We start from the raw sequence: 23198 nt of genomic DNA, 5'->3' as shown, positions 1-23198 counted from the left end.
CGAAGAGGCGGGCGGGCCGGTCCACCGTAGCGCGCGCGGGGGGCGGGAGTTGACCCGATCAGCAGCTCATCAGCTGCCTGTGCCCGTCCTGCCCCAGTCCGGGCCCGACTCGGCCCAGTCCCGGTCGAGTCGCGCATACCGCCGTTGCACCATGCGCCATACGATCAGACGCCGCCCGGTCTCGATCAGACCGACGCCGATCAGCGTCACCCCGAACCCGGCCAGTGCCGCATGCGTGCGGGCCGTCGTCCCGTCCATGGGGGGCAGCGCGGCACGGCCCTGCCGGTCGGTCCAGATACGTACCCGGGAGCCGGGCTCCGTGACGCGGGAGGAGGTCGCCACCGTATCCCTGCGGGGCGTGCCGTCCGGGGCCTTCCAGCGTGCCAGCACCGTCGTCCGGGTCGTGCGCTCCGAGGAGACTTCAGGATCCGCGGCAAGATTCGACGCCCCCGGCACGCGGCGTACCACCACGGCCGTGATGACATGGCGCTGCGCCTGCTGGGCCCGTACCGCCTCCTGCAGGGCGCCGTCGGTGAGCACCCCGCACAGCCAGCCGCACACAGGCGCAGCCAGGACCATCAGCAGCAACGCGACCAGGGCCAGCCATGCCTCGAGCCGGTCAGTGGCGCGGCGCAGAGGATTGTGCCGCCAACGCCAGACTCCCGAAACTGCTCGCACCGTTCTGCACCCCCTTCCGCATCCGTCATAACCTGATACGGCACCGTTCGCGCGCTGGAGCAGCGAAGAGAGAGCTACTTCACTCTGTGCAACGCGCGGGTCACCCCGGTGAGTTCCCCCTCGACCGGTCCTCGTGCGTCGGCGTGATGATGAGACGACCGGCGCCGTGCGCGGCTGCCGGCTCGCGCGGGCCCCGCCCCGCGGACACGCGCCATCGGCGGCCGTCGTCGAGTCCCCACGGCTCGACGACGCCCCGACCGGATGCATGGGCACAGCACGCAGTGCCGGAGGATGCATGCCCCCGGCAAGCATCCCGGGCGGCCCGGTGTGCGGCGGGTCGCCCGGCTCGGTGCGGCCGGCCGGCAGCGCCGGCCGGCGTCCCCCGGCTCAGTACCCCCGGCTCAGTACCCCCGGCCCTGGTACGGGCGGTTGTACGGGTCCTCGTACGGAGAGGGCGCGGGCACGGGGCGCGGCGACGCGGGACGCATCGACTCGTATCCGGTGCTCGGCGCGGGGCGCTGCTGCTGGGGCTGCGGCGCCTGGTATCCGCCACGCATCCCCGTCGGCTGCTGCGGGATGTACGGCGCCGGGGCGTGCTGCAGATGAGCCGGCTGCATCGGCGTGTAGCTCTGCTGCTGCGCGGCCATCGGCTGCGGGTAGCCGTACGACGGGCCGGACTGGGAAGGCGCCGCGGGCAGGGCCGGCAACGCCGACGGCAGCGCCGGCAGATAGCTGCTGCCGGTGTCATAGGCGGCAGGCACTCGGATCGGGGCGATCTGAGGGGTGCCCCGCTCCGCGACCAGGGAGTCGTAGATCGGAGTGTCGGGGAACGACGGTGCGGCGTAGTAGCCGCCGCCGTAGGTGGAGCGGGGGGAGGTCATGGCACATAAGTTAAGCCCACGATGTGCTGGTTGGGGAGCCCGATAAGAGGGTTGGTTTACGAGATGTGAGTGAACTGGGATCCCCAATGCGAGCGAACTTGGGAAAAAAGGGCGTCCGGGCCCGTAGTGATCGTGTAAAGGGCGAGTTCACAGGGGGTTACCGGCGGATCGCCGGACGGGGCACGGCATGGCTGTGGGCTCCGCGGCGGGTACGGATTAGGTTGGCCCGGAAAGCCTTTGGCAGCCGGGCTCGCGATGGGGGCGGACATGACCATGCTAAAAGGAGCCAATGTTCCGGTGGCGGCTCAGGCCGTGCGCGTCGAATTGGGGTGGCGTGCCGCCCCCGGCACACCGGACGTGGACGGATCGGCGCTCCTTCTCGTGTCGGGAAAGGTCCGCAGCGACGCGGACTTCGTCTTTTACAACCAGCCGGTGCACGGATCGGGTTCGGTCCGTCACGAAGGGCGACGGAGTGTGGCGGGTGGTGTCGCGGACAGCATCGCGGTCGACCTGGCGCGGGTGGAGCCCGTCATCGAGCGCATCGTCCTGGCCGCATCCGCGGACGGCGGCGCGTTCGGGCAGGTGGCAGGGCTGCACGTACGGATCATGGATGCGTCCGACGGCGCCGAGATCGCGCGCTTCGACAGCGCCGATGCGACGGTGGAGACGGCATTCATTCTCGGTGAGCTGTACCGGCGGCAGGGAGCGTGGAAATTCCGCGCCGTCGGCCAGGGGTACAGCACCGGTCTCGAAGGGCTCGCAACGGACTTCGGGATTTCCGTCGACGAACCGCAGCGGCCCCAGCCCCCGCAACAGCCTCAACCGCCCCATAGTGCAACGCGAGTTGACCTGCCGGCGCCGCCGCAGGCGCCCGCGGGGCAGTACCTCCACACGTTGCCCACCGTCCCGACGGCACCACCCGTACCCCCGGCCGCCCCGCCGGCCACTCAGCCCGTCCGGCTGTCCAAGGTGACGCTCACCAAGGACGCGCCCTCGGTCTCCCTCGCCAAGCAGGGCGGTACTTCGGGAGCCATGCGCGTGAATCTCAACTGGCAGGTGCGCAAACAGTTCACGGGCTGGGGCAGCAAACTCGGCAGAGCCGTCGCCCACCACGCGGACCTCGATCTTGATCTCTGTGCGCTCTACGAACTCACCGACGGCAGGAAGGGAGTTGTGCAGGCGCTCGGAAACGCCTTCGGTGCCTTCGCGCAGCCGCCCTATATCCATCTCGACGGAGACGACCGCACCGGCGCCGTCTCGACCGGTGAGAACCTGACGATCAACCTCGACCACAAGGACCGGCTCCGCCGCGTCCTGATCTTCGTCACCATCTATGAAGGCGCCCGGAGTTTCGCCGATCTGCACGCGACCGTAACCCTCCAGCCGCAGCACGGCGCCGCCATCGACTTCTCGCTCGACGAATGCACCGTCCCCTCCACGGTCTGCGCGCTCGCACTCCTCACCAACAACGGGGGAGACCTCACCGTCCAGCGCGAAGCCCGCTATCTCGTACCCGAACGCGGGGTGAGCCCGCAGCGCACCGTCGACTACGCCTACGGGTGGGGGATGAACTGGACACCCGGTCGTAAATGACCCCCGGCCCGTCCGGTACCGCTACCGACGAAGGACGGGTACCCCCACCGCTCATCGCTCCGGTGCGGCCTCGGGACGGGCGTAGGTACGCCCCTTCCAGGCCGCACCGCGGCCCCGGTGGTGCTGTACCGCCGAATCGACGGTCATCAGCAGATACAGCACGGCGGTGAACGGCAGCAGCGGCCCCAGCCAGAGCGACTGCCGGTAGTAGCCCAGCATCGGCATGTACGTTCCCGCCATCACCGCCCACGCCGCGCCACCCGCCCACGCCGCCGCCGGATCACCGGCCGTCAGCCCCGCCGCAAGAGTGACCGGCGGTGCCAGATAGACGAGTGCGAGACCCAGTACCGTCCCGGCGAGCAGCAGCGGGTTGTGCCGCAGCTGCGCGTACGCGCTGCGCGAGACCATGCGCCACAGATCCGCCAGCCGCGGATACGGGCGCACACTGTCCACCCGCTCCGCGAGCCCCAGCCAGATCCGGCCGCCGCTGCGCTGCACCGCGCGCGCCAGCGACACATCGTCGATCACCGCCTGCCGGATCGACTCCGGCACCCGCGCCCGCTGTGCGGCCTCGGTCCGCAGCAGTACGCACCCCCCGGCCGCCGCCGCGGTCCGCGCCCCCGCCCGGTTCACCCACCGGAACGGATAGAGCTGCGCGAAGAAGTACACGAAGGCCGGCACGACCAGGCGCTCCCAGGCGCTCGCCACTCGCAGCCGCGCCATCTGCGAGACCAGGTCGAACCCGCCGGAGCAGGCCGCGGAGACCAGCTCCCTCAGGCTGTCCGGCTCATGTGCGATGTCCGCGTCGGTCAGCAGGAGATACTCCGGCGCCGGCTTCCGGGCCTGCGCCAGCGAGATCCCGTGCCGGACGGCCCAGAGCTTGCCCGTCCAGCCGGGCTCGGGCTCCCCGGGCGACACCACCGTCACCGGCAGCCCGCCGTGGCGTACAGACAGCGCACGCGCGAGATCACCGGTGCCGTCCTTGCTGCAGTCGTCGACCAGGAAGACCTCCGCGGCCCCCGGATAGTCCTGCGCCAGCAGCGACGGCAGACTCACCGGCAGCATGTCCGCTTCATCGCGTGCGGGCACGACGATCGCCACCGACGGCCAGCGGTCCGGGGCCGCGCGCCGCGGCAGCCGCTGGCCGGTACGCCAGAAGAAACCCTGCCCCAGCAGCAGCCACACCCATGCGGCCAGCGAACCCACGGCGATCCACGCAACGGCGCTCATCCGCCGCAGTCTGCCCCACTCCGACGAGAGCGCAAGGGCGGTCGACTATGGTGACCGGGTGAAGATCGCGCTCATGGACTCCGGAATCGGCCTGCTCGCGGCGGCCACCGCGGTACGCCGGCTGAGGCCCGACGCCGACCTGGTGCTCTCGTCCGACCCCGCCTCCATGCCGTGGGGACCGCGCACGCCGCAGGATGTGACCGGCCTCGCGCTCGCCGTCGCCCGTGCGGCCGCCGCCCACCGGCCCGACGCACTGATCGTCGCCTGCAACACCGCCTCCGTGCACGCCCTGCCGGCGCTCCGCGCCGAGCTGGAGCCCACGCTGCCGGTCATCGGCACCGTCCCCGCGATCAAGCCGGCCGCGGCCGGTGGCGGCCCCGTCGCCATCTGGGCGACCCCCGCCACCACGGGCAGCCCGTACCAGCGCGGACTCATCCGTGACTTCGCCGGCTCCGTCGCCGTCACCGAGGTCCCGTGCCCCGGACTCGCCGACGCCGTGCAGAACGCGGACATGGCCGCGATCGACCGGACCGTCGCCGCGGCGGCCGCCCTCACTCCACCGGACGTACGGGCCGTCGTCCTCGGCTGCACCCACTACGAACTGGTCGCCGAGCGCATCAGGGCCGCCGTTCAGCAGCCCGGTCGGCCGCCCGTCGCACTGCACGGCTCCGCCGGGGCCGTCGCCGCCCAGGCACTGCGCCGGATCGGGGCCGAACCCGCTCCGTCGGCCGAACCGGCCACCTCGCTCACCGTGCTCCTCGGCGGCCACGACGCCCAGCTGCCGGAAGCCGCCCTGACCTACGCCGAAGGGCTTCTGCTGAGCGCCGTCAGCCCCGCCCGCTGAGGCTTCGGCGGTCCCGCGAGAGCTGTTGGACCCATCCCCGCCGGGCGGATTCTGAGTACGCTGCTGGCATGAGGGACCACCCCCGAAAACCGAGGCACAACACGGCCGAGGCGTCTCCCACCGTTTGGACCGGGCGGGCCAGCAACAAGGCCCAGTGGGTTCTCGCCGCCGCCGGTGCGGCGTGCCTGGCCCTGGGTGTCGAGCTCGCGGTGAGCTCCAACTGGACCTCAGGCGTCGTCCCGCTGCTGATGGCGGTCATCGGCTGCGTGGCGGCCGGCCTGCTCATGCTGTTCGGCACGGTCGCCTTCGTCAACGTGGCCGTGCGCGTCGACGGGCACGCCCTCGAAGTGCGCTGCGGCCACATGGGCCTGCCGCGCCGCCGGATCCTGCTGGCCCACGTGGTGGGCGCGGAGTTCGTACCCCAGGTCACCCCCCGCCAATGGGGCGGCTGGGGCTACCGCTGGCGACCGGAACAGGGGACGGCCGTGGTGGTCCGCCGGGGGGAGGGCCTGGTGCTCCAACTCGGTGACGGCAGGACGTTCACGGTCACGGTGGACGACGCGGAGGCGGGGGTGCGCTTCATCCGCGAGCGGCTCCAGCTTCCCGCGGCGGGCGCACCGGCCGGAGGCTGAGCGCGCCCCGCCCCGCCTGCGAACGGGCGGCGGCCCCGCCGGCAAGAGCCTGAGGAGCCGGGGCGAGGGGGCTGCGCTCCCGTCGCTCAGAGCGGGGTGTGGTCCGCCCGCGGACCGTGCTCGGCCGTGGCATCCGCCCTGTCCGCCCCGTCCGCGTCGTACGCGCCGGGGCCCGCACCCTCGCCGCGCTCCTGCCGCGGGACGTCCGCTGCTTCTGCAGGGTCCGGTGCGGGGGCGCCGTCCCCGATGGGCCGCCGGGCCGATGCCAGCCCCGCGAGCAGCCCCGCTCCCGCCGTGACCGGCGTGAAGCTCAGTGCGTTCCCGACACTCGCCAGGGTCGCGAGCGCGGTGAGGGCCGCGCCCGCCGTCAGGACGACCGCCGTGGTGCGGGGCGAGCGCCAGAGCACGTACAGCAGCCAGCCGAAGGCCACCCCCAGCAGCGCCACCCCCACCACGCCCTGCTCGGCTGCCTGCTGGAGCGGTGCCGAGTGCGGTTTCCCGTCGGACCGCAGAGACTGCCGGGCGGTCGGGCTCAGCTCGGCGAACCGGTCGGGTCCGATGCCGAGCGCCGGATGCTCCTCGGCGAGTGTCACCGCGTCCTGCCACAGGAGCACCCGGTTCCGGGTGAGCTGGCCCTCCAGGGAGATCGTCAGGCCGTCGGGCAGCGCTTCCTCGGCCACCGCCCAGGACGTCCCGACCACCAGCGCCGTCACCAGCGCGAACCCGGCGAGACCGAGCAGCCTGCGGCGCATTCGTGCCGCGGCCAGCGAACAGAGCAGTACCCCGAGGGCCGCCACGAAACCGGCCACCGAGCGCAGCGTCAGCGCGGCGCAGGCGGTACCGAACGCCAGCAGGTGCAGCGCGAGGCGCAACGGCACCCGCCGGGCCGCCGCGGCCGCGCAGCAGGCGGCCCCCGCAGCCAGCACCAGCAGCGCGGCCGCCGCCCCCGTGTGCCCGGGCGCTATGTCGGCGGCGGCGGTGGCGCCCGGCAGACCGCTGCGTGAGAGGAGGGCCATGACCAGGGCGGCCACGGCGGCGGCGGTCGCGGTGGCCACCGGCAGCAGCGTGCCGCAGATACGGCCGCAGGCGAAGCCCGCCGCGACGGCCAGCAGCGCCAGCAGCACCCCCTCCGGCCGGGTCTCCCGCCCGGCCGCGCTGATCAAGGACCAGACCGCGCAGGCGGCGAGTATCACGGCTCCGGCGGCGTCCGACGCGTTGCCGCGTTCACGGGCCGCGTACCGGTCCGCTGGTGCAGTCATCACGTCCGACCCCCCGAACTGTGACCGTCCCGTCCGCGACGGCCGGAGGCGGCCGGTCGGCGGCGACTGGCGCACACGCTAACGGCAGTGGTGCGGGTTTGTGGAGGAAATGCGCAGGAACGATCCGGCAGGGACGATTCCGGCCACCGAACGCGACTGCCCCGCGCACAGCCGACCACCGTAGACTCCGCCGGGTGAGCGCCACCATCACCCCAGTCGACGACCTGCAGTCCGCCCGCGCGTCCCGAGGCGGACGGCTCCTGCCGCGGCTCGTCCGGCCTGCCGCAGCCCTGCTCGCAGGCGTGCTCCTGTACCTGAGCTTCCCGCCCCGCCCCCTGTGGTGGCTGGTTCTGCCCGGCTTCGCGCTGCTCGGCTGGTGCCTGCACGGCCGCCGGCTGCGCACCGGATTCGGCCTCGGCCTGCTGACCGGTCTCGGCTTCATGCTGCCGCTGCTGCACTGGACCGGCGAGGAGGTCGGCCCCGTGCCGTGGCTGGCGCTCGCCGCCGCCGAGGCGCTGTTCGTCGCGGTGGGCTGCATCGGGATCGCCGCCGTGTCCAGGCTCGCCTGGTGGCCGGTGTGGGCCGCCGCGGTCTGGACCCTCGACGAGGCGGTCCGCGCCAGGGTGCCGTTCGGCGGTTTCCCCTGGGGCAAGATCGCGTTCGGGCAGGCGGACAGCGTATTCCTGCCCCTCGCGGCCGTCGGCGGCACACCGCTGCTCTCGTTCGCCGTGGTGCTGTGCGGGTTCGGCCTGTGCGAAGCGGTGCGCCGGATCCGCACGTACCGCAGCACCGGTGAACTGCCGCGCGCCGCCGTCGCAGCCGCGGTCGTCACCGTTCTCGCACCCCTCGCCGGGGCGCTGGCCGCGCTGCCGCTCGTCGACGACTCGGCGGAGGACGGCACCGCCACCGTCGCCGCTGTCCAGGGCAACGTGCCGCGCCTCGGACTCGACTTCAACTCCCAGCGCCGCGCCGTCCTCGACAACCACGCACGCCGCACCGAACAGCTCGCCCGCGAGGTGAAGGCGGGCAAGGTGCCCCAGCCCGACTTCGTGCTGTGGCCGGAGAACTCCTCCGACCTCGACCCCTACCGCAACGCGGACGCGCGGATCGTGATCGACGACGCCGTGAAGGCGATCAACGCCCCCACCGTGGTCGGCGCGGTCGTCGAACCCGACACCGGCAAACTGCGCAACACCCTCATCCAGTGGGACCCGGCGGGCGGCCCCGTCGCCACGTACGACAAGCGCCACATCCAGCCGTTCGGCGAGTACATGCCGATGCGCTCGATCGCACGCATCTTCAGCTCGGACGTCGACCGGGTGCAGCGCGACTTCGGACCGGGCAAGAAGGTCGGCGTCTTCGACCTCGCGGGCACCCAGGTGGGGCTCGTCACCTGCTACGAGGCCGCTTTCGACGACGCCGTGCGCGACACGGTCGAACACGGCAGTCAGCTGATCGCCGTCCCCAGCAACAACGCCACCTTCGGCCGCAGCGAGATGACGTACCAGCAGCTGGCCATGAGCCGCGTGCGGGCCGTCGAGCACAGCAGGTCCGTCGTCGTCCCGGTCACGAGCGGGGTCAGCGCGGTCATCCGCCCGGACGGGACGATCGTCCAGCAGACGAAGATGTTCACCGCGGACGCGCTGGTGGACGAGGTGCCGCTGCGCTCGTCGCTGACCCCGGCGACCCGGCTGGGCACGCTCCCCGAAGGGCTGCTCGTGCTCGTGGCCGTGGGGGGACTGGGCTGGGCGGCCGTCCGGTCGGTACGGGTCCGCCAGGGGCGGTGAGCCGCCGCGCGGGCCACGTAGGGTCGTGGGCATGGCCACTCCTGACTTCATCCGCGAACTCCGTGCCACTGCGGGCACCCAGCTGCTCCTTCTGCCGGGCGTCACCGCGGTCGTCTTCGACGACGAGGGCCGGGTCCTGCTCGGGAGACGCGCCGACACCGGCAAGTGGTCGGTCATCGGCGGCATCAGCGAACCGGGGGAGCAGCCCGCGGTGACGGCGGTCCGCGAGGTGTACGAGGAGACTGCCGTGCGCTGCGTGGCGGAGCGGGTGGTGCTGACGCAGGCGCTGGATCCGGTGCAGTACGCCAACGGCGACCGGTGCCAGTTCCTGGACATCACCTTCCGCTGCCGCGCGACCGGGGGCGAGGCGCGCGTCAATGACGACGAGTCGCTGGACGTGGCCTGGTTCCCGGTCGACGCCCTGCCGCCGTTGAACGAGTTCGCACTCTTGCGGATCAAGCAGTCGCTCACGGACGAACCCACCTGGTTCGAGCCCGCCGGGCAGCAGTGAGGCACCAGTAGCAGCCGTTCATGCGGACGCCGGACGGGCTCGACCAATCAGCCCGTCCGGCGATTTTCTGGCTCACACAGTCAGATGCTCATGCGGTACGGGCGTCGGCGGTCACAGCAGTGGACGCCTCCGGCTCCGGCGCCGCCTCGATGTTCTCGAGGTCGCGCTGCCGGGTCTCCGTCGCACAGACGACCGCCAGCACGGTGATGAGCGCCGCGGCGATCACATACAGCGAGATCATCGTCGAGCTGTGGTAGTTCTCGAGCAGCGCGGTGGCGATGAGCGGCGCCGGGGCACCGGCTGCGACCGACGAGAACTGAGCACCGATCGATGCACCCGAGTACCGCATCCGGGTCGCGAACATCTCCGAGAAGAAGGCCGCCTGAGGCGCGTACATCGCCCCGTGGAAGATGAGTCCGACCGTGACGGCGAGCAGCAGGCTCCCGAAGCTGCGGTTGTCGATCAGCGCGAAGAACGGGAACATCCACAGCCCCACACCGATCGCGCCGATCAGATAGATGGGCTTGCGGCCGAACCGGTCCGACAGCGCGCCCCACACCGGGATGACCGCGAAGTGGATGGCGGAGGCGATGAGCACGGCGTTCAGTGCCGTCTGCTTGCTCAGCTCGGCGGCAGTCGTCGCGTACACGAGGATGAACGCCGTGATCACGTAGTAGCTGATGTTCTCCGCCATCCGGGCACCCATGGCGATGAGGACATCCCGCCAGTGGTGCCGCAGCACGGCGACGAGCGGCATCTTCTCGGCCGCCGCGGTGGCCCCCTTGCGCGCCTCGGCCTGCGCCAGCGCAGCCTTGAACACCGGTGATTCATCGACAGAGAGACGAATCCACAAGCCGACGATCACGAGCACGCCGGAGAGCAGGAACGGGATGCGCCAGCCCCAGGACCCGAAGGCGGAATCCGACAGCAGCGCGGTGAGCGCGGAGAGCACCCCGGTCGCGAGCAGCTGCCCGGCCGGCGCCCCGGTCTGCGGCCAGGAGGCCCAGAACCCACGGCGCTTCGCATCGCCGTGCTCCGATACGAGGAGCACAGCCCCGCCCCACTCACCACCGAGGGCGAAGCCCTGCACCAGTCGCAGGACCGTGAGCAGTACCGGAGCGGCGACACCGACGGTGGCATGCGTCGGCAGCAGCCCGATGGCGAAGGTCGCCCCACCCATCAGCAGCAGGCTCAGCACCAGCAGTTTCTTGCGGCCGAGCCGGTCGCCGTAGTGCCCGAACACCAGGGCGCCGAGCGGCCTGGCTGCGAAGCCGACGGCGTAGGTGAGGAAGGAGAGGAGCGTTCCGACGAGCGGGTCGGACTCGGGGAAGAACAGCTTGGGGAAGACGAGAGCGGCTGCTGACCCGTAGAGAAAGAAGTCGTACCACTCGATGGTGGTCCCGATGAGGCTTGCGGCGACGATGCGCTTGAGCGAGCGGGTGGTTGGCGGTGCGGATGCCGAGGCGGCCATGGGTACCACTTCCGGACGGTTGACGGGGACGGTTCTGTGTCGCCACACCGTAGGAAGGGCCAGGTCAGGGGCGTATGTGGTGGGGGACCATAGTTCGGGAGGCCGCTGTGCGCGCGGGCACCATGGGGGTGCCGCGGAGCCCTGGCCAGAGCTCCGGCGAGGCGCTCGGGGACTCTGCCCGGCATGCGGTGTTCGGCACGGTTCGGAGGCGGGTGCTGATTCCCGTGCCGGTTCGCAGCCGGCACAAGCCCACGTCATCAGCTGTGCTCCTTTCCGTGCCGACGTGGTGCCGGCTGTGCAGCGTCGAAGTCGGGCATGTGGGGTCGCGTCGGAGGGTGCAGTGCGGCAGTGCCCGGCGGGCGGGACCGAGGGGCCTCCCGCATCGCGACGCTCGTCCTCGAATGCCCGGCCGCGCCAGGTAGGTTGGGCGCCACCGGCCGGTGGAGCGGCCCGGTGGCGTCGCCCCACTCGGGGTCTGAGGAGACGGAGAGCGAGTGACGGACGGAATTGCCTGGATCGCGGACGCCTACGACACGTACTGCCTGACGTGCGTACGCGGGGTCACCGGGGTGGAGTTGGTGACGGCCCTCGGTGGTGATCCGGCCCACGTCATCGACGCGGCGGCGGAGACCGACCTCCTCACCCTGGAGGACGACTGGGGTGGGGCCGCTCGCTTCGGCGAGGACGGCTCGTGGGCGTGGGTACTGGAGCACTGGAGCGCAACGGGCCTGGACCGGCCGCGCCTGCGGGCACTGTCCTCGGGGACGGACGCCCTCTGCCTCCTGGAGACCGGAGCGTCACCGCGGTGGTTCGTACACGCCGGCGACGGGCGGATAGCCGCCGATTTCGAGCCCGGGGTCGAGCCCGACCAGTGGGGCGGACAGGCCCGTGAGCCGATGGTGGCCGCGCTCCAGGAGGCCGGAGCCCTGCGGCCCGACGGCACGGCGGTGGAGGACTGCGATGTACAGCGGTCCCTCCTGCGGGCGGTGGAGATCGCCTTCGGAGTCTCGCTGCCCCGCGACGTACTGCTCAACGGAACCACTGCGGCGGTGCCGTTCGGCCGCGCGTAGTGCAGGCTCGGCCACCACGCCTCCAGCGGCCGGTCGGATGTCACCGCACATCCGGCCGCCACGACCACCAAGCCGGCGCACACCGGCCGAGGCCCGTCCCCGTTCCCGCCGTGGCGAACGGGGACGGACCTCGCTCCGGTGCGGCCGGTCAGCTCCGCGAACGCATGAAGCAGATCTGGGACAGGTCCGAGCAGTCCTCGAAGCCCGGAGTGCTCACGAAGAACTTGTCCTTGTCCAGCATGCGGTTCTTGGGCACGAAGACGAGCCCGATACGCCAGGCGGCCCCGGAGTTCTCGTCACCGGGAATGGTGGCCCGGCCGCAGATCTCCGTCCAGGTATTGACCCGGGAGTAGTTCGGGTCCTCCAGGACGGTCCACCCGCTGCTGAGGGGCTTGGCGTACATCTGCGTGCAGTCCTTGCCGCTCAGCACTTGCTGGGGTGGCATTCCGCCGCTCTGGTACGTGGCGGCGAAGGGGTACTCGTCGCAACTGGCCGAGGACCCGGACTGGAGTGTCTCCGGGTTGCCGACCCACTTGTCGGCACCGCTCTTCGGGCAGATCACGCCCCGGTTGGCGTCCTGTCGCTCCTTGCTCGCCAGATAGTTCAGCGGCTGGTTGTGGTCCCTGCTGCCGGGGTGACTGGGCAGCTTCTGCATCAGGATCCAGTAGAACGCGGCGGCGGAGGGGTTCTCGTACGAGTTGACCACGTACGTCGGCGTGTACTCGGGGAAGACGCACCCCGGAACGCTGACGCCCTTCGCCTCCTTGTCGCACCGGATGGTCATCTCGGTGTCGGCGTCGTAGTCGTGGCTGGTGGTCGGTTTCCCTTCGACGGTGCCGGAGATGATCCAGTTGAGGTGCATCCGGTCGCTGCCCGACGTCCCCGTCCAGCTGTGCTCGATGGTCGCCGTAGCCGTATGCGTGTCACCCGGGATCCACAGCGGTGCCCCGGTGAACGTCGGCCCGGCCGGTGAACAGTTGGGCTGACAGAACGACTGGATGTTGAGGCCGACCTCCAGCATCTTCGGGTCGATCAGCTGGGGTGTGAGCGACACCGTCTGGACGAAGGTGCCACTCCTGATGTCCAGGTCGATCACATGCCGGTAGGTGAAGGTGGACGACGCCACCGGAACCTCGTCGACCAGCTTCACCACCGCGAAGGCGTCCTTGAGGCAGGCCGAGGTCCGGGTGAGGTACTTGTCCTCGGACCTGGCCGAGCAGAATGAGGTGTCACCGGCGATGCGGGCAACGCCGACGGGTGCCTCCTGCGCCTTCTTCTCGGCCGCGGCACTCGCCGGGCCGATGCACAGCTCGGTGTGTGCGCTGCCCTTGACGGGCCGGCAGTCCTGGAAGGCCGTGGGTGTCTCCCCGGCGGAGCGCTGCGCCGACTTGGCGGGCGCGACCCCGGGGAAGAGCTCACCGGGAACGACCTGGATCGGCTCCTCGTCGGCGGGCTCGGGGGCGTTGGGGTCCCCGGCCGGCAGACGGATGTCGGGGATGAGGTCGTAGTTGCCGGGCACGAACGCCACGGCATCGAACGCGATGTCCTCGTCACCGGTGCCGTCCGAGGCGATGGTGTCGAGTCGGACCTCGGGTGTGTTGTTGAACCGGAAGGCGCCGAGGGAGACCCAGCGGTTGCCGTCGCCGGGCTGGGCGATCTGGCGCCGCTCGGTGCCGTACGCGGTGTCGATCTCGTAGGTGGCGTAGTGCGTCTGGGCTCCGTGGTCCGGAAGGTGGACCATGACCTTGGCCTCACTGGAGAGCTTGTCCCGCAGCCGCCAGGTGCCCTGGATCTTCAGCCGCTCTCCCTTGGCGTCGGCCAGACGGGTGTGCCCGAACCAGAAGTGCCCCCCGAACCCGGCACCGAGCTGGTGCAGGTCGGCCTTGGAGGGGTAGACCGACTCGGTACCGTTGTTGGAGAAGGCGAAGGAGAACGTGCCGGCATTGTCCCAGCCGCTGTTGGAGCAGCCGGGCCGGACGACAGGGGTGTCCTCGGGGACGTCGTCGATGATGAGGGCACCGGCGGGCAGTCCGGTGGTGGTGCAGACCGGCGGGTAGGCCGTGCCGTCCGCCTCCTCCGGGTAGCTGCTGTTGAAGCGGACGAACTCGAAGCCGCAGGTGGTGGGACAGTCGGTCTTCCAGGTGACAGGCTCGTGCCACCAGCACATGAAGTCTTCCCGGCCGCAGGGGCCGGAGGAGCCGTTGTCGTTGCTCGCGCTGTCGGAGATGCGGCCGGGGAAGCAGTCGTTCGAGGTCGGCACGCAGAAGGCGTCTTCGGGCGCCTTGACGTGGGCCCGGTTGTACAGGGCGCTGCCCTTGACGCCGACGGCCTCGTTCGTGCCGTTCCAGCTGGAGGGCCGGAAGGCGGGGACCAGCACCCCGGGGGACTCCAGGAAGGACGGCGGGTGGGCGGCGAAGCCAAGGACCTTCTCCTGGTAGGGCCAGTCCTGGGGATGCGCGGCCGCGCCGGCGTTCTCACCGCCGGCGGCGTTCTCCATGAAGGGGAGGCGGCCTGCGTCCCACTCGGGGTTGGCGGGGTTGTTGGCCCAGCCCAGGCCCCATGGGGCGCCGTCGCCCGTGTTCGGGTGGAAGCCGGAGTTGTAGGCCCACAGGGCGAAGTACCAGTTCTCAGGCCGGCCGTCGGCGCCGTGGTTGGCGATGAGACCGGCGGCGCGGGTCTCGTTCCACTTGGAGACCAGGATCTGAAGGCCGGCGGCGATGTTGGCGGTGTAGTCCAGGGCGACCGCGCGCTGCTTCTGGTAGTCCCAGGCGGCGCCGCCGTGGCCGTCCTCGCGTCCGGCCATGCGCATGTGGTCGGTGACCTGGGTGATGCCGTAGCCGCAGTCGGCCTCGGCGAAGTCCACGTCCCAGTCGTTGGAGCTGTCGCCGTCGTAGAGGTCGATGCCGTAGTAGTTGCCGATGAGCGGGTTGGCGGTCACCCCCGGAACCGCCTCGCGACCGGCCTGCCACATGTTCGACTCCTGGGTGGTGACCCCCAGCATCACCTGTGCCATGGCGCGGCCGCCGCCGTCCACGACGGGGTTGAGGAAGAGCTCCTGGGGCATGTACGCGGGCATGCCGAGGTTCTTCCAGTTGGCAGGCCGCTGCACATGCGTGTTGAGGTAGCCCGTGATCGCCTGGTCCACCGCCCACTCGACCTGACGCGGCTTCGGCTGCATCGCCTGGTTGCGCGGGTCGTTGCGCGGCACCGAGCAGGTCCGCTCGTCCTCCACCGGGTCGGTGGGCGAGGACGCTGCGATCGCCAGCGAGCGGGCGGCCGTCTTCGCCTGTGCGTGGCCGGTCAGTCCCGGCGACATGGCCATGCCCTCGGCCAGACGGGCGGACTCGTGCCGCTCGGGGTCGACGACGAAGGAGGTCTTCGCCTTCGAGCCGGTGACGGTCATGCTCAGCTTCACCGTGCGAGCCTTGTCGGCGTCGCCCTGCAGGAGCATCGTCCCCTTGCCGTCACCCCAGGTGGTGCCGGTGATGACCGACGCCCCGCGGGTGGAGACGGTCGCGTCCTTCGGTACGTTCGCCAGGCGCCGCACCACCGAGGGCAGCGCCTTCGCGGCCCGCGGCCGGTCGGTGCTGCCGGTGATGTAGACGGTGCCCGCGCTGCGGGTCAGGCCGGTTTCGGCGGCCGGCCCCTGCGCCAGGACGGCGGCCTCGGCCGGCTTTGCCGCCGGGTGCGCGAGGGCCTCGGCGCCGATCCGCTTGACCTTGGTGGTGTCCTTCCGCTTGTCGAGGAAGGACAGGCCGCCCTCGCCGTCCGGGGTGAGGCGGTAGGGCACGCCGTCCGTCCGTACCAGCGGCGTGCGGGTGCCGGTACCGGAGATCCGCACCACCTGGGCGCCGGAGGCGCCCACCATGGTCCCGTCGGGCGCCGGCACCGCGGAGGTGACCTGCCCGGTGACCTTCACCGGGTCGGACAGCTTCCCGGTGGCGGCGTCCAGGCGTATCAGACGCGTGCCGGGCATGTCGTCCCCGCCCGACTGCGTCAGCACCGCTGACTCGTCGGTGCCGCAGCCCGGGTCGTAGTACGACAGCGACGCCTTGAGCGGCAGTTTGGTCACCTTGCCCGAGGCGAGGTCCACCACTGCCGTGAATCCACCGCGGGCCATGAGCTGCGGCTTGTTGGTGAAGGTGCGTGGCGCGTAGACCACGACGGCCCGCTTGCCCGAGCCCGTCACGCACACGTTGCCGATCCACGCGTCGACGTCGAACCCCGGTTCCGACAGGGTGGCGGTGGTCTTCCAGGTGTAGCCGTCCTTCTTTTGTGCCGTCAGGATGTGGAAGCCCTGCGCGTCACCACTGGTCGTCCACGCCACGTCCGCGGACGTGGACCAGTCCGGCCCCAGCAGTGCTTCGCGGTTGGCAGCCGGCACAGTGTCAGTTCTGGTTGGTGCCAAGGGCGTTGTCGTCGCCCGAGGAGCATTCGGTACCCGTTCCGCGGCGACGGCAGACCAATCCGCCAGCGACAGCAGTGTCGCTGCTGCGGCCAACGCGGACAGGGCCTTCCGCGATTGTCTGAGTTTCACATGAACTCCGTATGCAAGATGAATTGTTTGTTGCAGACGCATGTGGCCGAGGCGGGGCTACAACTGCGGTGGCCACGGGCGAGGTTGGGCAAAGAGACGGAACGCGGCTTTGGCGTAAGGAGGTTGAACGAAAACGACACATGCCGACCAAGACTGCAATTTGACATGTCCCTGTCTCTTCATGATCGAAAACTACATGCCCTTCACCGCTTCTGCAATGACGGGAGGCCTGGGGCGGGCGGGGGTCAAGGGCGGTGGCCGTAAATGGGGGTAAGGGGGCCGGTCGGTCCGGCGGACTCTTCTCGGCACCGTGACGGTCGTGGCGCCTGAAGGCCTGCGGGCAGCGATGGGGCCTCTGGTGACGTGACGTCAGGCAGGGTTCGGCAGGGCCGCCACCGAGCACTTTTCCCAGCTCCGGCGCGGGCACCGCGCCCGCACCGGCGCGCGCAAGGGCACATGGAAGCCGGGCGCCTTCGGGTGGGCGGGGTTCATGCTGCGCCGGCTCGTCGGCGGTATCCGGCTTGCCCGACTCGTTCGCCGCAAGGGGAGAGACTCTCCCGCCGCGTGCGGTAGCGCAGTTGGCGAAAATGCTGCGTGTCGTCCGATGCCCGGGCGGGCGGAAAGCGCACTCCGTTCATGTGCCGAGGGTCCGTAAGCCGGGCTCGGCATTCTCCCCGGCGGATATCGGTTCTTGCAGGCGTTCGCCGTTCGCCCGACAGGCCGGAGTGGCCGGCGTCCTTGCGTCCACTCGGATGCGGTGTTCCGGAATCGAGTGGGCCATGGGGGCTCGGGCCTGCCCCGGCTGCACCCGCCTCGGTGGTGGAGGCGGGTACTGCATTCCCTACCGGGCAAGGGCCGCCGGGACCGCCGGGACCGCCGGGACCGCCGGGACCGCCGGGACCGCCGGGACCGCCGGGACCGCCGGGATCAGTCGACGTCGCGTGCGATGTTCAGGGCGAGCGCCTGCAGGATTGCATCGGTCGAGTGGTCGGGATCCATTCGGTCGTACGCATCCGCGACGGCCTCGAATGCCAGAACGAATCCGTTGACCAAGGCACTCAGCGGGTCGGAGAGCTGGTCCAGCACGGCCAGCCCGACCTCGCGCGGGTCCGCCGTGTCGGGAACCACGAAGTGCGTCGGGATCACCTCGCCCAGCAGATCGGAGACGTAGTCCGCTCCCACGTCACCCCGCAGCGCCGTGAGGGCCGCGATCGCCTTGAGCTTGATCTCGTTCTCGGTCATGCAGAGAGCGTAGAAGCACCTGCGGTCAAAAGACGTGCGGCCGAGGCGCGGCACACGTGCGAGTCGACGTGTACGTCCGAAGCGATCAGGCCGGCTCAGGGCAGAGTGGTGGGCAGGCAGCCCCGGGGGATGAAGTACCAGCTCTGCAGGCCCGTGCCGTCCGTGCCGCCGCTGCGCGGGTCGCGGACCATCACATAGCGGCCGTCACGGGAGACGTAGCGCCACAGTACGGTCTGGCCGATGGCGACCTGGCTGTTCAGAGGCGCGGTAGCAGTGGTGGGCACCTCCCAGGGGCGGACGTTGCCGTACGCGGTGATATGGCTGCCGTCGTACGTTGCACAGCCGGAGCCGGCCGCTGTCGTCACCGTGGCGCCGTCCGAGGTGCCGCCGCCGATCTGGCCGTTGGTGAACTCCGAGACGGGCATCGTCACCGGGTCGCCGCAGCTGTCGGCCTGCGCGGCGTCCCCGGAGACCGCTCCGCTGTAGATCCACAGGCACTTGTTCAGGTTGCCGTACACCCGTGCCCAGCGGTAGCCGTCCTGCTGGTCGCCGTGGACGTCGGCGGTCCAGTCGCGGTAGGCGGTGCCGATGACGTACGAGGCGGGAGCGCGGCGCAGCAGGGTGTAGTCGGTGTCGACGTGCTTGCGGACGGCCGCGTGAGCCGTGGGGGTCGCTCCGGTGAACGGCACGGCCATCCCGACGGCGGCGGCTGCCGCGGCCAGGGCGGTCAGCAGGGCAGGCCTGCGGCCGGCTCGCGGCAGACGTCTGGTTCTCATGAGGTCTCCTGATTCGAGGGGGACGCGGATGGTTGCATCAGCGCCGGCGCGGCGAGGTCACGGCCGCGGCTTCGCCGGCTGCCAGGGTCAGGGTCGTGCGATGTCCGATGGCGCGGACCCTGACCGGGCGGAAGCCGGACCAGGTGCCGTCGGCGGCCACCTGGCGTCCGTCGATGCGGACGTGGGTGGCGTCCAGGGCAGGGGCGCCGCCGTCCGGGTCGTACGGGCTCATGCGGTCGACTTCGGCCTCGGTGCCCCGCAGGGGCACGGTCACCGTCACCGGATGGTCGGCCTTGTTGATGACGAAGAGGCGGCGCTCGCCGGACTCCGTGTCCAGCTGCCAGGCCTCGGGTGTGCGATCGGCATCGGCGGCGACGGACACCGGGCGCAGCCCCGACGTGTCCTGGGCGAGGCGGGCGAAGAACAGCAGGGCGTAGTACAGGGGAGCGGCGGTGGGGGCTCCCATCGCCTCGGTGGGGTCGTAATCGATCGCGTTGTAGTACGCGTTGCCCTCCTCGGGATGGAAGAAGGCGCGCACCTCGGCGTTGTGGAAGTTGACGCCCTTGGCGGCGGTGGTGCAGCCAGCGTTCGTCTCGGGCCGGTCCGGGGGCCGGGGGCAGGCGAGGTGGAACATCAACGACAGTGCGTACGTGGCGGAGGCGGCGACGTTGCTGACGCCGTCCGCGCCGCGGTTGGCCGCTGTGCTGGTCTCCTCGAGGCGGTAGCCGAGGCCGTGCCCGGCCGCCTCGGTGGCGTGGGTGTAGACCTCGTAGTCGAGACCCGCCAGGTGCTCGTCGGAGAGCAGGGCGGTGGTGCTGGGGCAGCGGTACGGCTTGCCGGCGCAGGTGCGGGCCAGGGGATAGAAGTGGTCGGAGGCGTACGCGCCGAAAGTTCCGGACCGCTGTGTCATGAACGGGGCGCCGGTGTCCAGGATCTGCGGCCAGTCGTGGAAGTAGCGGGTGGCGGCGGCCGGGTCGGCGAGCGTCGTCCAGGGCAGGATGTCCTCACTGGTGTTGGGCGCGATGACGGGGAAGCCGCCCGACACGGACGGGTCGGCGTAGGTGGCCAGGTCGCTGAGGTAGCGGTTCAGGTTCGAGCCGTACGAGAGGTCCGGCTCGTTGCCGAGTTCGATGCCGGCGATCTTCCTGGCGGCCTCGCCGGGGAAGGCCGGCCCGACTCCCTGCGTGAGGAAGGTCCTGGCGTGTTCCGGGCCGACCCAGGGCCGGGTGTCGGTGGGCGGTGACATGGCGGTGCCGAGGACCGTCCCCCAGCGGGGCTTTCCGCGACCGTGGCCGGAGGGCTCGCCGGCGGCGTCCAGGGTGGCCCGTACGTAGGCCAGGTCCTCCGGGGTGATCACGCGATCGGTGTTGGCAGCCGTCGCGTCGAAGGGCATCTGGTCCTGCGAGGAGCCGCCGATGCGGAGGATCCCGGTGTGCAGGTTGCGCAGCAGGTTGACGAAGGCCGGCCGGGCGGTGGGGTTCATGTACCGCTCGACCAGGGACCATTCGATGCTGAGGCCGACGAAGTGGTCGGGGATCCGGCCGCCCTGCACGGCAGCCGCAGCCGGTCGGGCCGTGGCGGCGCCCGGCGTGACGGCTGCCGTGGTGGCGGTCAGGGCGAGGGCGCAGACCAGGGCTCGTGCGCGATGCCGTTTCATGCGGCTCCTTCCGGGGACGGGCTGCCGTTCACCCGTGGCTTGCCTGACGGGGGCGTATGGCCGGCCGGGGTCCGGGGTCGTCCCCGGACCCCGGCGGGCGGTCAGTCGACGGCCGGCGCGGCAGGGACAGGAGCCTTCGCCGCAGCACCCCGCGGGCCGTCGGAGCCCACTGCGGCGACGATCGCGTCCGCCTCGTCGTTCGGTTCCGGCTTCAGCAGGCCGACGCCGACGTACACGACCAGCGAGGTGATCAGCGGTGTCGCCACGATGGCCGTCTGGCCGGACGGCTCGATGCCGTACTTCAGCAGGAAGTACGCGCCCAGACCCAGTGCCCACGAGCTGAGCGCCGCGACCGGGCCGCAGCGTCGGAAGGCCGGCAGCAGGCCGAGGAGCATGGGGATGGAGATCGGCCCCATCACGGCTGCGACCAGCGCCACGATGATGCCGAGGACGCCACCGAAGTGGTCGGCCTCGATCGCCACGACCATGCTGATCGAGACAAAGACGACCGTGCACACGCGGGCGGCCAGCAGCCCCGCCCGCGTGCTCATCGTGCGGGCGCGGCGGGACACGACCGGCAGGATGTCGCGGGTGACGACCGCGGAGATGGCGTTGGCATCGGACGAGGCCATCGCCATGGTGTGCGAGAACATTCCGGCGAGCGTGAGGCCGACGAGGCCGGCGGGCAGGTACGCCTTCGCCATCAGCGCGTACACCTGCTGCGCGTCGGCGACGTCCGGCATCAGCACTCCGGCCGCGACGGACGGGAAGAGCAGCACGAGCGGCCAGATCAGGTAGAGCACGGCGGACAGTACGGCCGAACGGCGGGCGGAGGCGGCGGAGTCGGTGGCCATGTAGCGCTGGGCCAGGTTCCACATGCCGCCGTTGTACTCGAAGAGTTTGATGACGAGGTACGCGGTCAGGAAGCCGGCGGTGTACGGGCCGACCAGCGGGTCGGCGTGTCCCGCGGGAAGCTTGTCCCACATGCCGGTGAGCCCGCCGTGACCGTTCAGCTTGACGATCACGGCGACGAGCATGGCGAGCGCGGCGACGCCCTGGATGATGAACTGCCCGAAGTCGGTGAGCGCGTCCGCCCACAGGCCGCCGACCGTGCAGTACAGCAGGGTGACGATGCCGGTGATGATGATGCCGGTGGTCATCGGCATGCCGGTGAAGACCTTGAGGAGGATCGCCACCGAGGCCCACTTGGCGGCGACGTCGAAGACCTTGAGCAGCGCGCCGCTCCAGGCGAGTGCTTGCTGGGTCGGGATGTTGTAGCGCTTCGCCAGATACTCCAGTGGGGAGACCACGGAGAAGCGGGCCCGCAGCCGGTTCCAGCGTGGTGCGAACAGGAACGCGCCGACACCGGTGCCCACCGCCAGTGGCACGAAGGCCCAGAAGTAGACGGTGATGCCGTAGCTGTAGGCGACGGCCGCGTACGCGACGAACACCGCGGCGCTGTAGCCGGACATGTGGTGGGAGATGCCGGACAGCCACCACGGCATCCGGCCGCCACCGGTGAAGTAGTCGCCGACCGTGCTGACACGGCGGTGGGACCAGAGGCCTATCAGCAGCATCACCAGGAAGTAGCCGGCAAGGGCTACCCAGTCGAGCCATGCCATGAGAACTCCTTACGAGGAGGTCGTCGCCTGCCGGTGCGGCGAGCGGAAACGGTGATCGGGGTGGAGCCGTTGCATGGAGCCGGTGTCGTCCCTGCTGTGCGGTGCGCACTCCGGGTACGGCTCTGCAGCCGGGCGACGGCGTCGCGGTCCCGCGCGGTCCCCGGGCCGGGGGCACGCGGTACCCGTACCGCGTCGACGGGGAGAGCCAGTTCGCCCGGCCGGATGACCGCGCGGGCAGCGCGCGCGAGGCGGAACGGATGGCCCCGGCCGGCGTATGCCTCGGCCGGGCCGGTGATTCCCATGCCCGTGGCCGTCTCGACGATCGCCCGCAGCGCGAACGGTTCGTGCACGCCGACGGCGTCGAGCAGCGACGGGTCGCGGAAGGCGACCGGCGCGACGGCGGTGCGGGGCTGGTCGCTCATCGCACGGCCGCGCGGTCGCACACGGCCAGCCCGGCCTCGGTGATCCGACGCAGTTCTTCGAGGTGCTCCGGAGCCGGGTCGACGAGCGGTGGCCGGACGCCGCCGACGTCGAGCCCGCGCTGCCGCACGGCGGCCTTCACCAGCGAGACCGCATAGCCGGGAACCTTCTCCCGCAGGGCGATCAACGGGTGGAAGAACCGGGTGAGCAGGGCCTCGACGAGTTCGCCGTCGTCTTGGCGCACCGCGTGGTGGAAGGCCAGCGAGATCTCCGGTGCGAAGCAGAAGACGGCCGACGAGTACAGCTCCACGCCGATGCCGCGGTACGCGCGGACCGTGGCCTCCGCGGTCGGCAGGCCGTTGAAGAACTGGAACGGCTTGCCGGCGCCGCGTAGTTCGCACTCGACGGCGGAGACGATGCGGGAGAGGGTGCCGAGGTCTCCGACGCCGTCCTTGAAGCCGGTGACGTGCGGGAGCCGGGCGACGTCGACCGCGGAGACGGGGTCGAAGCGGGCGTTGTCGCGGTGGTAGACGACGAGCGGCAGTTCGGTGGCGGCCGCGACCGCGTCGACGTACGCAACCAGGCCCGCGGGCGGCGACGTGACCAGGTAGGGCGGGAGCAGGAGCAGGCCGTCCGCGCCGGCGTCCCGGGCTGCGCGCGCGAACTGCCGGGCGAGCGGCAGCGGGCCGCCGGCGCCCGCGTAGACCGGCACCCGGCCGGCGGTGACCTCGACGGTGACGCGTACGGCCTCGGTGTACTCCTGCGGCTCGAGCGCGTGGAACTCGCCGGTCCCACAGGCCACGAAGACGCCTCCGGGCCCGGCCGCCAGGCCTGCCCCGACGTGCGTTGCGAGAGCGGCGGTGTCGACCGCCCCGGAGGCGTCGAAGGGGGTTACGGGAAAGAACAGCACGCCGTCGAGATTCGGCACAGGGGACTCCTCACGCCGAGCAAGTGCATGTATGCGAACGCAGATTGTGTCTGCGAACGC

Annotated in this window: 18 protein-coding genes; 6 read left to right on the top strand and 12 right to left on the bottom strand. The window is 71.1% G+C overall.

Going from position 1 to position 23198, the window contains the following annotated elements:
- Positions 1-69 precede the first annotated feature (69 nt).
- Together LRD69_RS00780 and LRD69_RS00775 are read right to left on the bottom strand one after the other, a co-directional pair.
- Entirely contained in the window at positions 70-678 is a 609-nt protein-coding gene (locus LRD69_RS00780; RefSeq protein ID WP_277324592.1) for a hypothetical protein, read from the bottom strand.
- Positions 679-1079: 401 nt separating this feature from the next.
- A complete protein-coding gene (locus LRD69_RS00775; RefSeq protein WP_277324591.1) occupies positions 1080-1559 on the bottom strand; it encodes a DUF6643 family protein in 480 nt (159 codons plus the stop codon).
- Positions 1560-1814: 255 nt separating this feature from the next.
- Between LRD69_RS00775 and LRD69_RS00770 the strand changes: the two genes are divergently transcribed.
- The gene (locus tag LRD69_RS00770; protein ID WP_277329579.1) at positions 1815-3152 is read left to right on the top strand and encodes a TerD family protein; all 1338 of its coding nucleotides are present in this window, start codon (positions 1815-1817) and stop codon (positions 3150-3152) included.
- Positions 3153-3203: 51 nt separating this feature from the next.
- On the opposite strand, the gene LRD69_RS00765 is transcribed toward LRD69_RS00770, so the two are convergent.
- Entirely contained in the window at positions 3204-4382 is a 1179-nt protein-coding gene (locus tag LRD69_RS00765; protein WP_277324590.1) for a glycosyltransferase, read from the bottom strand.
- A 58-nt stretch (positions 4383-4440) separates the two neighbouring features.
- On the opposite strand from LRD69_RS00765, the gene LRD69_RS00760 reads away from it, so the two are divergent.
- The gene (locus LRD69_RS00760; protein WP_277324589.1) at positions 4441-5226 is read left to right on the top strand and encodes an aspartate/glutamate racemase family protein; all 786 of its coding nucleotides are present in this window, start codon (positions 4441-4443) and stop codon (positions 5224-5226) included.
- Positions 5227-5294: 68 nt separating this feature from the next.
- Positions 5295-5858, top strand: a complete 564-nt coding sequence (locus tag LRD69_RS00755) for a hypothetical protein (RefSeq protein ID WP_277324588.1) — start codon at positions 5295-5297, stop codon at positions 5856-5858.
- A gap of 86 nt (positions 5859-5944) precedes the next feature.
- On the opposite strand, the gene LRD69_RS00750 is transcribed toward LRD69_RS00755, so the two are convergent.
- Positions 5945-7117 carry an O-antigen ligase family protein gene (locus LRD69_RS00750; protein WP_277324587.1) on the bottom strand — a complete coding sequence of 391 codons (1173 nt, stop codon included), beginning with the start codon at positions 7115-7117 and terminating at the stop codon, positions 5945-5947.
- 194 nt (positions 7118-7311) lie between these two features.
- Here LRD69_RS00750 and lnt point away from each other — a divergent pair, with 194 nt between their 5' ends.
- Both lnt and LRD69_RS00740 read left to right on the top strand, forming a co-directional pair.
- Positions 7312-8904 carry an apolipoprotein N-acyltransferase gene (gene lnt / locus LRD69_RS00745; protein WP_277324586.1) on the top strand — a complete coding sequence of 531 codons (1593 nt, stop codon included), beginning with the start codon at positions 7312-7314 and terminating at the stop codon, positions 8902-8904.
- 31 nt (positions 8905-8935) lie between these two features.
- The gene (locus tag LRD69_RS00740) at positions 8936-9415 is read left to right on the top strand and encodes an NUDIX domain-containing protein (protein ID WP_277324585.1); all 480 of its coding nucleotides are present in this window, start codon (positions 8936-8938) and stop codon (positions 9413-9415) included.
- A gap of 88 nt (positions 9416-9503) precedes the next feature.
- Here LRD69_RS00740 and LRD69_RS00735 read toward each other — a convergent pair whose 3' ends face one another.
- Positions 9504-10886: an MFS transporter gene (locus LRD69_RS00735; RefSeq protein ID WP_277324584.1), complete on the bottom strand. Its 1383-nt coding sequence runs from the start codon at positions 10884-10886 to the stop codon at positions 9504-9506.
- Between the two features lie 494 nt (positions 10887-11380).
- On the opposite strand from LRD69_RS00735, the gene LRD69_RS00730 reads away from it, so the two are divergent.
- Positions 11381-11956 carry a DUF6461 domain-containing protein gene (locus LRD69_RS00730; protein WP_277324583.1) on the top strand — a complete coding sequence of 192 codons (576 nt, stop codon included), beginning with the start codon at positions 11381-11383 and terminating at the stop codon, positions 11954-11956.
- Between the two features lie 148 nt (positions 11957-12104).
- Here the strand turns inward: LRD69_RS00730 and LRD69_RS00725 are convergent, their stop codons facing one another.
- The 7 genes from LRD69_RS00725 to LRD69_RS00695 form a co-directional block, all read right to left on the bottom strand.
- The gene (locus LRD69_RS00725; protein ID WP_277324582.1) at positions 12105-16340 is read right to left on the bottom strand and encodes a hypothetical protein; all 4236 of its coding nucleotides are present in this window, start codon (positions 16338-16340) and stop codon (positions 12105-12107) included.
- A gap of 1080 nt (positions 16341-17420) precedes the next feature.
- Positions 17421-17735: a hypothetical protein gene (locus tag LRD69_RS00720; protein WP_277324581.1), complete on the bottom strand. Its 315-nt coding sequence runs from the start codon at positions 17733-17735 to the stop codon at positions 17421-17423.
- 95 nt (positions 17736-17830) lie between these two features.
- Positions 17831-18511 (bottom strand): hypothetical protein, encoded by a 681-nt coding sequence (locus LRD69_RS00715; RefSeq protein WP_277324580.1) that lies wholly within the window; start codon positions 18509-18511, stop codon positions 17831-17833.
- Between the two features lie 37 nt (positions 18512-18548).
- Positions 18549-20168 carry a hypothetical protein gene (locus tag LRD69_RS00710; RefSeq protein WP_277324579.1) on the bottom strand — a complete coding sequence of 540 codons (1620 nt, stop codon included), beginning with the start codon at positions 20166-20168 and terminating at the stop codon, positions 18549-18551.
- A 101-nt stretch (positions 20169-20269) separates the two neighbouring features.
- Positions 20270-21790: a sodium:solute symporter family protein gene (locus LRD69_RS00705; RefSeq protein WP_277324578.1), complete on the bottom strand. Its 1521-nt coding sequence runs from the start codon at positions 21788-21790 to the stop codon at positions 20270-20272.
- Entirely contained in the window at positions 21769-22212 is a 444-nt protein-coding gene (locus LRD69_RS00700; protein WP_277324577.1) for a hypothetical protein, read from the bottom strand. The genes LRD69_RS00705 and LRD69_RS00700 overlap by 22 nt, the downstream gene beginning before the upstream one ends.
- Positions 22209-23138 (bottom strand): 5-dehydro-4-deoxyglucarate dehydratase, encoded by a 930-nt coding sequence (locus tag LRD69_RS00695; protein ID WP_277324576.1) that lies wholly within the window; start codon positions 23136-23138, stop codon positions 22209-22211. Before LRD69_RS00695 ends, LRD69_RS00700 begins: the two co-directional genes overlap by 4 nt.
- Positions 23139-23198 lie beyond the last annotated feature (60 nt).

Origin of the sequence: Streptomyces sp. JH14, assembly GCF_029428675.1 — a bacterium.
In the GTDB taxonomy this organism is placed as follows: Bacteria; Actinomycetota; Actinomycetes; order Streptomycetales; family Streptomycetaceae; genus Streptomyces.
Note: the sequence above shows the minus strand (reverse complement) of the source record. Positions and strands in the feature narration are given on the sequence as shown.

Bases quoted from the DNA above. Each gene is read 5' to 3' on its own strand.
- LRD69_RS00775 (WP_277324591.1), bottom strand. From the start codon at position 1,559: ATGACCTCCCCCCGCTCCACCTACGGCGGCGGCTACTACGCCGCACCG.
- LRD69_RS00770 (WP_277329579.1), top strand. From the start codon at position 1,815: ATGGGGGCGGACATGACCATGCTAAAAGGAGCCAATGTTCCGGTGGCG.
- LRD69_RS00765 (WP_277324590.1), bottom strand. From the start codon at position 4,382: ATGAGCGCCGTTGCGTGGATCGCCGTGGGTTCGCTGGCCGCATGGGTG.
- LRD69_RS00755 (WP_277324588.1), top strand. From the start codon at position 5,295: ATGAGGGACCACCCCCGAAAACCGAGGCACAACACGGCCGAGGCGTCT.
- LRD69_RS00750 (WP_277324587.1), bottom strand. From the start codon at position 7,117: ATGACTGCACCAGCGGACCGGTACGCGGCCCGTGAACGCGGCAACGCG.
- LRD69_RS00740 (WP_277324585.1), top strand. From the start codon at position 8,936: ATGGCCACTCCTGACTTCATCCGCGAACTCCGTGCCACTGCGGGCACC.
- LRD69_RS00735 (WP_277324584.1), bottom strand. From the start codon at position 10,886: ATGGCCGCCTCGGCATCCGCACCGCCAACCACCCGCTCGCTCAAGCGC.
- LRD69_RS00720 (WP_277324581.1), bottom strand. From the start codon at position 17,735: ATGACCGAGAACGAGATCAAGCTCAAGGCGATCGCGGCCCTCACGGCG.
- LRD69_RS00715 (WP_277324580.1), bottom strand. From the start codon at position 18,511: ATGAGAACCAGACGTCTGCCGCGAGCCGGCCGCAGGCCTGCCCTGCTG.
- LRD69_RS00710 (WP_277324579.1), bottom strand. From the start codon at position 20,168: ATGAAACGGCATCGCGCACGAGCCCTGGTCTGCGCCCTCGCCCTGACC.
- LRD69_RS00705 (WP_277324578.1), bottom strand. From the start codon at position 21,790: ATGGCATGGCTCGACTGGGTAGCCCTTGCCGGCTACTTCCTGGTGATG.
- LRD69_RS00700 (WP_277324577.1), bottom strand. From the start codon at position 22,212: ATGAGCGACCAGCCCCGCACCGCCGTCGCGCCGGTCGCCTTCCGCGAC.